The following is a 6,262-nucleotide window of genomic DNA, read 5'->3' on the forward strand; positions in this document are numbered from 1 at the left end:
GGGTGGGCCTCGAGGTGGTGGAGGTGCCCTTGCCCGGCTTGGCGAGGGCCCTCTTGGAGGGGAAGGGAGAGGCGCCCCCGGGGGTCCAGGCCCTCCGCTTCCCCGATGTGGAGCGCGAGGTGCGCCACGTCCTGGCCCAGGTCAGGGCCCTTCTGGTCCAGGGGGTTCCGGCAACGCAGATCGCCTTGGTGGTTCGGGACGACCGCCTCTACGGCCCCTTGGCGGCGGCGGTGGCCCTGGAGCAGGGGATTCCCCTCCGCCTCCTCTACCGCGTCCCTGTGGGCGAAACGCGGGTGGGAAGCCTCCTCGCGCTCCTGTCCCAAGCCCTCCCCGCCTTCCCCTACGAGGCTACCCTGCGCCTTCTCTTCCACCCCCTCTTCCCCGAAAAGGCCGGCTTGGACCCGCGGCGGGCCCGCGCCCTCCGGCCCCACGGGCGGGAGGCTTGGGAACGCCTCGGGCTTCCCGAGGGGCTTGGCGGCCTGGCCCGCCTGACGAAGGGGCAGGAGTTGGTCCAGGGACTCAGGGATTTCCTGAAGCCCTTGAAGGCGCGCCTCCGCGGTTGGCCCCGGGAGCGGGCCGCCTTGGAGGCGGTGCTCAGGGCGCTTCCCGAGCTGGCGGAGGAAGAAGGGGATGGCTTCTTCTCGGGGCTAACCGAACTCCTCTTCCACCTCACCGTGCCCGCCCAGCCGGGGTACCGGGGCCTCGAGCTCCACACCCCCTTGGCCCGCTACGGCGGGAGCTACCGCTACCTCTTCGTCCTGGGCATGGCTGAAGGCCTCACCCCTGCCCCCGTGGCCGAGGACCCCTCCTGGGCTTCCCCGAGCGCCATAGGCTCCGGGAGCTGGGCCTACCCTTGGAGGCGCCGGAGGAGGAGGCGGCCCGGGAAGCCTTGGTCTTCGCTGCCCTTCTGGGGAGCGTGGCGGAGGGGGGGGAGGTGGTCCTCACCTATCCTGGACCTGGTCACCCTCGCGAAGCGGGGTCGGTTCCCCGCCCTGCCCCTCTCCTTCTTCCACGGCGAGTGGGGCCTCCTGATCCGAACCCCTTACCTTATACACTCCTACCCCGTCTCCCGTGTGATGCCTCCCACCCCCCTCCCCAAGGCTTCCTCCAGAGCCTCCCGAGGCGTCCGGTACCCCAGCCCCGAGTGCAATCGCTTCTGGTGGTAGTACCCCAGCCGCTCCGCGATCACCCCCTTCAGCTCCTCCAGGCTCCGCGCCTCCAAAAACAGCTCGCTGCCCTCCCCCTTGAACCGCCCAAAGAAACGCTCCACCACAGGATTGCCCTTCGCCCTCGTAAGGCTATAGGAAACCCGCTGCCATACCCCCAAGGCCAGCCCCGCCGTGGGGGAGGGGCCGATCCCCCAGGCCAGGACCGTGCGGCTGCGAGGGTCAAGGCCTCCGGTTCCCCCTCCCGCAGCAAACTCGCTCGCAGATCCGCCTTCTCTTTGGCCAGAAGGACGACCTCCAGCAGGGGGTGGGGCTTGTGTTGAGGACCAGGCCCTGGGCCAGCGCCTGACGGGCCAGGTTCATGCGCTCGCCCAGAGGCATCTTCTTCACCTCCCCTGCCCGAGGGAGTTTTTTAGGAGGGCGATATCCACTTTTCCAGTTCCTTCTCCTGGGTCTGGTTGGAGAAGACCGAGGGCCCCCGCTCCATGAGCCCAGCCTTCCACTTCACGAGGGTATTGGGGTGCACCGCGTAAGCGCGGGCCAGCTCCACCGGGCTCCTTTCCCCTTTGACCGCCTCCAGGGCGGCCTGGAACTTGACCTGGGGGGCTACCGCCTTGGGCCTCTTCATATGAACCTCCTGATCCCGTCGGGATACGTCAAAAGTATCGTCTAGGTTAAGGGGGTCATATCCCGGGCGTTCTTGGAGCTTTTGGCCTATGGCCTCAGGGTGCTCTTTTCCCTCCTCCCCCCTCCGCCGGGGTACAAGGCGATTTACTAGGCAAGCCCCTTGCAGGTTGACAGATTGCCTGGACTCCTTTACACTCAACCATTGCCCGGAGGCGATGCGCTTCCGTTCCTTCGCAGAGCTCGGGGCGCTGCGGACTACCCTATCTTGAGGGTTAGGTTTTTACACGGAGCGCGAACATCCCCGGGCTTTTCCAAACAAAAGGGTTGGGTTGGCAGGCCGTAGGTTGAGTTTAAGGTTAATTTCCCCGGCAAAATCTAACCAACAATTCTCGTGATAAGTGTAGAGCGTATCGAAGAGCTCATACCGTGCTTGGCACGGAAGGAGGCGCGCGCGTGTCCTTCAACCCTGTTCAGAGGACGGACGGCCTTTTTACCCATCAGGGGGGGCCGGGTTTTGCCCCTAATCCCAAAAAGGAACTTTTACTCCTCGTAGCAGGCAGTCTCTTTTCTGGTGGCCTGTTCTATGAGGACAAGGAAGCAAGGGAGAGACGCTTTGCCGAACTTGCGGCACGGGTGACGCAGGAGGACCCCGAGTTTGTTTTCATTCTTGCCACGTATGCCCACCAAGTTTTGGGTCTTTGCTCGGGTCCTGCGGCGCTCCTTGCCCACCTGTTTTGGTGGGATCCTGGGGAGGTGGGCCTTAGGACGGCCGCGCGGGTGTGGCTAAGGGGAGATGAGCACCTGGAGACCCTTGCTTACACGAAGGCTCAGGGCTGGGAAAAAGGCCGTGGCGGAACCTCTCCCAGGGACATGGCCCACGCCATGGTGTATGAGTGGCTCGTGCGGGGAAAAAGGCCCTCCCCGAGGCCCAGGCCTTCGTAGCTCGCCTCAAGGAGGAGCGGCCCACTTGGGAGCAGATCCTTTTAGCGAAGGGAAGCTCCCCCGAGGTTTGGAGGGAGGCCATCCCCCACATGGGGTCCATGGCTTTGGTGCGAAACTTGGCCAACCTCTTCCGGGGTGAGCAAGAGGGATGGCCGGAGGGGGTGTTGCATGCCCTGGTTGAGGCCCTCGAGGCCAACCTCCCGCCCGTGCCCTTGCAGGGGGACAGTTTGATTTTAGTGGACGTTTCGGGTTCCATGTTCTCGCCCTTATCGGGGCGGGGCGAGGCCACCTACGCCCTGGTGGCCGCAAGCCTGGGGGCCCTGCTTTACCGTCACACGGGCGGTGGGTTGGTGGGATTTGACAACGAGCTCCATCCGGTGGACCTTCCTCCCAGTGCCCCATTGCTCGCTTTGGTGAAGACCCTCCTTACATCAGGGGCCAGGGGGGGTACCTTTTTGGGAAGAGCCTTACGGGAGGTCCTACCCGGGTTTGGCGGATCTAGGTGGCCGACGACGCTGCCACACCCTTGCTCCGCTGGCTTCGGAAGGCGGAAGGCCGCAAGGCTTATGTGGTTAACCTGGCAGGCTACGGTCGCCTAGCCTTCCCCGAGACGGGGGTGTATCGCCTAGCTGGGTTCAGCGACCGCCTGCTTGAGCTCCTACTACTCCTCGAGGCCAAGGAGCCGGGATCGTGGATGGCGGATCGGTTGGGAGACCTGGGGACGACAGCACCTGACGCGGGAGAGGAGGAGGCTTAGAGGCGGGAGGTGGAGTATGGTCTGGCAGGAACAGAGCCTGACGCCCAAGCAGAGGTTGGTCTACGATCTCTTGCGCCACGTGCCCGGCTTCCATCCCTTTCTTGATCCCGAGGGAAACACGGTGTTGCTATTTAAGGAATCCGGCGGGGAAGCGCTGGCCTTGGTGGGGGTGGGCTGGCAATCAGAGGAAGCCATTCTCGTCCTCCAGGCTCGGGTGGAGGGGTTGGGGGAGTTTTCTCCCAGCCTGGCCAACGCCTGGAATGCGGCGAAACGGTGGCCTAGGGCGTGGGTGCAGGAGGGAGGTGTTGTCCTCGACTTTCAGGTTTTCCTTCCCGGCGAGGTGGATGCGGAGCTCCTGGGCTCGCTCCTCCTACCTGTGCTGGCGGGGGTTGGGAAATTCCTCGGCTGGGCGGTTGAAAGGACGCGCGAAATGCCCCCGGTGGCCTGAGCGGGGGTGGGAAAAGGCGGTGGGCTGGGATGGGCGAGAGGTGAGCAGAAGAGGGGCGAAGCGGTGCTAGGGTGACACTCCACGAGGAGGGAAATATGGATGGGATTGGACCCTTGAGCCGCCAGAGAGTGGGAGAAGTCTTGCGGGAGTTGGGGCTACGCTTCCTAACCGACGCGGATGGGGACTTTGTGCTCCTCTGTAAGGAGGACGCGGCGAACTCCATGGCCATGGTGATGGTGAGTGTCCAAGGGAGTGGGGACGAGATCCTCACCATCCAGGCCATGGTGCAAAACGCCCCGCCCCTTTCGTCGGGGGAAGCCCTGGGGAAGGCCAACGAGTGGAACGCGACGAGGCGCTGGCCCCGCGCTTTCGTCAAGGATGGCCACTTCTTTTTGGACTTCCACCTGGACCTGGAAAAGGGCGTTCACAAGGAACTTTTGAAGGATGTGGTGGCAACGGTATTGGCGGGGGTGAGCCAGTTCCTTCTTTGGCTCGGAGGGAATGGGGAGGAAGATACGTTGCGGGCTATCCTTCGCCGACTGTCTGGGTCTATGTAGGGGGTGGACGATGCCGATCAAGTACAACCCTTTTACCGGTCGTTACGAGTACGCCGAGGAAGACCAGGATCCGGTGCAGAACGAGTACGAGGGCGGCTACGAGATGGGTCGTCAGGATGAGGCGAGCTTCTTCCCCTTTACCCTGCGCTACAGCAAGAAGGGAAACCGCCTAGTGGACAAGTGGAACCCCTATAAGGGGAGATACGAGCAGGTTCCGGAAGACTGGGGATTCGCTATAACCCCTACAGCGGCGAGTACGAGTTCGGTCCAGAGGAATAACCTGCTGGAAGGCCCCGGGGTGTGTTCTTTGGGGTGTGGGAGGACGGGATGAGTTATCGCCAGAACCTAGAGGTGATCCTGACAGCCCTGGTGGCCCGCGTTCCCCTGTACATAGAGGGGGCCCCAGGCGGGGGTAAAACGGCGGCGGTGGAGGCGGTGGCCCAGTGGTTGGTCCGGCCCTTGGTCACGGTGGTCGGGGCTACCCGGGACCGGACGGACTTTGGGGGTTGGCCCCGCTACCACGCGGGGGAGGACCGGGTAAAGCTCTACCCTTTCCCCTGGGTGCAGGCTTTAGTGGAGGCGGGGGAACGGGGAATTCTCTTTCTGGACGAGATGAACGCCAACGAGGAGATCTTCCCCGTCCTCTTGCGGATCCTGGCGGAGCGCTACATCGGGGACATCCCCTTTCAGGGGGACGTGCTGGCGGCGGGAAACCCGGAGGAGCTCTCTGTGGCCGGCCTGGTTCTGCCGCCGCCGGTGGCTAACCGGGTGATCCACTACCGTTGGAAGGTGCTCCCTACGGAATGGGCGGAGGGGATGCGGTGGGGCTTTGAGCGCTTCTACCGGGAATTGCCCTCCTTGCCACCCCGGGAGGTGGTGGAGGTCCATATCCGGGAGGCGAGAGCCCTGGTGGCGGCCTATGTGGAGCGGAATCCTTCTGTCCTGCACAACCCCAACCCTAATCGCCTACATGGTCCTTGGCCTTCGCCTAGGTCCTGGGAACTCCTGGCGCGGTTTGTTGGGGCGGCCCGGGCCCTGGGTTTTGGGGAAGAAACCCAGGCTTTGGGGGCGATAGGGGCGGTGGGGGAGGAGGGGCACGGCTTCCTCACCTTTGTGCGGAACCTGGACCTGCCGACGCCGGAGGAGCTTTTGGCGGACCCGGGGCGGCTTCCCCGGCGGGAGGATGCCGCCTATGTGGCCCTGATGGGGCTGGGCGCTTATGTCCTGGACCACCTGACCCCGGAGAACTGGAACCGGGCCTGGAAGGTGCTCAAGCGGGCGGCGGAGGAGGGCCGGGCGGACCTGGCGGCCCGCGCCGCCGAGGCTTTAGTAAGGGGCTACAGGGAAGCTGACGACAGTAAACGCATGGGTTTGATGCTCCCAAGGGAGGAGGTTCGGGCCTTTCGGGACCTTCTCCAACTGGTTGAGCGCATGGAGGGTGCCAGGTCTTAAGTGGGGGTCAGATGGGCAAGGGCACGTTTCGCGTGGACGCTACCGGGGGTTCCTTTGAGCGACTCCGGGCGGCGCGGGTTGTCTTGGCCCAGCGCTTTCCCTACCTTGCGTCGGTTCTATTCCAGGTGCGGTTGGTGGAAACGGAGGCGGTGGCCACCATGGCGGTGGATGACCGACTACGGGTTTATACCAACTCTACGACGAGGTGACACATAAAGCCTCTTGAATCCAAGGCCAAAAGCAAAGCCGCTTGACCCTAGTTGGATCAGCCGCAAGCTGGGTGAGGAACTCCTCGGCAGCCAGGCGTTTGTGT

The 6,262-nt window shown here is 63.9% G+C and carries 8 protein-coding genes and 3 pseudogenes; 9 read left to right on the plus strand and 2 right to left on the minus strand.

Translation table 11 applies throughout. The annotated features are described in order from the left end of the window. Nucleotides 1–1,166 (plus strand): annotated as a pseudogene (locus Mlute_RS16645) (hypothetical protein); the annotation flags it as partial. A gap of 14 nt (nt 1,167–1,180) precedes the next feature. Here Mlute_RS16645 and Mlute_RS16650 read toward each other — a convergent pair. After that, nucleotides 1,181–1,273 (minus strand): annotated as a pseudogene (locus Mlute_RS16650) (hypothetical protein); the annotation flags it as partial. 305 nt (nt 1,274–1,578) lie between these two features. Further along, the gene (locus Mlute_RS13580; RefSeq protein ID WP_119361129.1) at nt 1,579–1,794 is read right to left on the minus strand and encodes a transposase; all 216 of its coding nucleotides are present in this window, start codon (nt 1,792–1,794) and stop codon (nt 1,579–1,581) included. Nucleotides 1,795–1,851: 57 nt separating this feature from the next. On the opposite strand from Mlute_RS13580, the pseudogene Mlute_RS13585 reads away from it, so the two are divergent. The 8 genes and pseudogenes from Mlute_RS13585 to Mlute_RS13615 all read left to right on the plus strand — a co-directional run. Next, a pseudogene (locus Mlute_RS13585) lies at nt 1,852–1,944 on the plus strand (IS5/IS1182 family transposase); the annotation flags it as partial. Between the two features lie 742 nt (nt 1,945–2,686). Further along, nucleotides 2,687–3,334, plus strand: a complete 648-nt coding sequence (locus tag Mlute_RS16245) for a TROVE domain-containing protein (RefSeq protein WP_245958987.1) — start codon at nt 2,687–2,689, stop codon at nt 3,332–3,334. Beyond that, on the plus strand, nt 3,238–3,492 hold the full coding sequence (locus Mlute_RS16250; protein ID WP_245958989.1) for a hypothetical protein: 255 nt from the start codon (nt 3,238–3,240) through the stop codon (nt 3,490–3,492). The genes Mlute_RS16245 and Mlute_RS16250 overlap by 97 nt, the downstream gene beginning before the upstream one ends. A 16-nt stretch (nt 3,493–3,508) precedes the next feature. Then, nucleotides 3,509–3,940, plus strand: a complete 432-nt coding sequence (locus Mlute_RS13595; protein ID WP_119361130.1) for a YbjN domain-containing protein — start codon at nt 3,509–3,511, stop codon at nt 3,938–3,940. A gap of 95 nt (nt 3,941–4,035) precedes the next feature. Continuing rightward, entirely contained in the window at nt 4,036–4,497 is a 462-nt protein-coding gene (locus Mlute_RS13600) for a YbjN domain-containing protein (RefSeq protein WP_119361131.1), read from the plus strand. A gap of 10 nt (nt 4,498–4,507) precedes the next feature. Next, nucleotides 4,508–4,828 (plus strand): hypothetical protein, encoded by a 321-nt coding sequence (locus Mlute_RS13605; protein WP_245958988.1) that lies wholly within the window; start codon nt 4,508–4,510, stop codon nt 4,826–4,828. After that, nucleotides 4,825–5,949, plus strand: coding sequence for an AAA family ATPase (locus Mlute_RS13610; protein ID WP_147371106.1), 1,125 nt, complete (start codon nt 4,825–4,827; stop codon nt 5,947–5,949). The genes Mlute_RS13605 and Mlute_RS13610 overlap by 4 nt, the downstream gene beginning before the upstream one ends. 11 nt (nt 5,950–5,960) lie before the next feature. Beyond that, entirely contained in the window at nt 5,961–6,158 is a 198-nt protein-coding gene (locus Mlute_RS13615) for a hypothetical protein (RefSeq protein ID WP_119361133.1), read from the plus strand. Nucleotides 6,159–6,262: the final 104 nt, after the last annotated feature.

This window comes from Meiothermus luteus, from assembly GCF_003574085.1.
GTDB lineage: Bacteria > Deinococcota > Deinococci > Deinococcales > Thermaceae > Meiothermus > Meiothermus luteus.

Coding starts and splice junctions, on each gene's coding strand:
- Mlute_RS13595 (WP_119361130.1), top strand. CDS start 3,509: ATGGTCTGGCAGGAACAGAGCCTGACGCCCAAGCAGAGGTTGGTCTAC.
- Mlute_RS13610 (WP_147371106.1), top strand. CDS start 4,825: ATGAGTTATCGCCAGAACCTAGAGGTGATCCTGACAGCCCTGGTGGCC.
- Mlute_RS13605 (WP_245958988.1), top strand. CDS start 4,508: ATGCCGATCAAGTACAACCCTTTTACCGGTCGTTACGAGTACGCCGAG.
- Mlute_RS13580 (WP_119361129.1), bottom strand. CDS start 1,794: ATGAAGAGGCCCAAGGCGGTAGCCCCCCAGGTCAAGTTCCAGGCCGCC.
- Mlute_RS13615 (WP_119361133.1), top strand. CDS start 5,961: ATGGGCAAGGGCACGTTTCGCGTGGACGCTACCGGGGGTTCCTTTGAG.
- Mlute_RS13600 (WP_119361131.1), top strand. CDS start 4,036: ATGGATGGGATTGGACCCTTGAGCCGCCAGAGAGTGGGAGAAGTCTTG.